Below are 571 nucleotides of genomic sequence, written 5' to 3'. Positions count from 1 at the left end.
ATATTTCTCGTTTAATCGGTAAATATTCTACAGCAACTTGTTTCTATGGTATAGGTCAAAGTTATCTATACTACTGCGCAAAAGCTATCGCAGCTGATTGAAATGAATTAAAATTTTGTTATAAATGGATCCTGTTAAAAAGCAATTATACAGATACAATTTTTAGTAATCAATATTTCAAATGCATTATATTTATCGCTAACCGAAAAGGGTATAGTTCCCAAACTGATCCATGGGTGATGTTTTCTCCTGTTTTGTGCGGGTATATTTTAGTTTAAATTTAAGTGTTTGAATTTCATTKCCTTAGATTRYTTGATTTTGTRTTTTTGGGTGTCTCGGACTATTTTTAGTTTATGTTTGTAAGACGCAAAAAGAATTCCAGCGGTAGCTTTAGTGTACAGATTATCCAAAAAGTGGGAAGAATCAATAAAGTTGTCAAGTCATTAGGTAGTTCTTTTGACGAATCAGAGCTTATTATTCTTGAAAGGCAAGCTAAGCTAGAAATCGAAAGGATGAAAGGTCAGGTTACTCTGTTTTCTAACGATCGGGATGCTAACCTTAAATCCGTTCT

General features: G+C 32.6%; 1 pseudogene. It reads left to right on the top strand.

Annotated features, from left to right (window positions below):
* Window positions 1–353 precede the first annotated feature (353 nt).
* Window positions 354–571: pseudogene (locus MM213_RS20805) on the top strand (IS1634 family transposase); the annotation flags it as partial.

Source organism: Belliella alkalica (assembly GCF_022549785.1).
In the GTDB taxonomy this organism is placed as follows: Bacteria; Bacteroidota; Bacteroidia; order Cytophagales; family Cyclobacteriaceae; genus Belliella; species Belliella alkalica.
The sequence above is the reverse complement of the archived record's forward strand: the minus strand, read 5'-3'. Positions and strand labels throughout refer to the sequence as shown.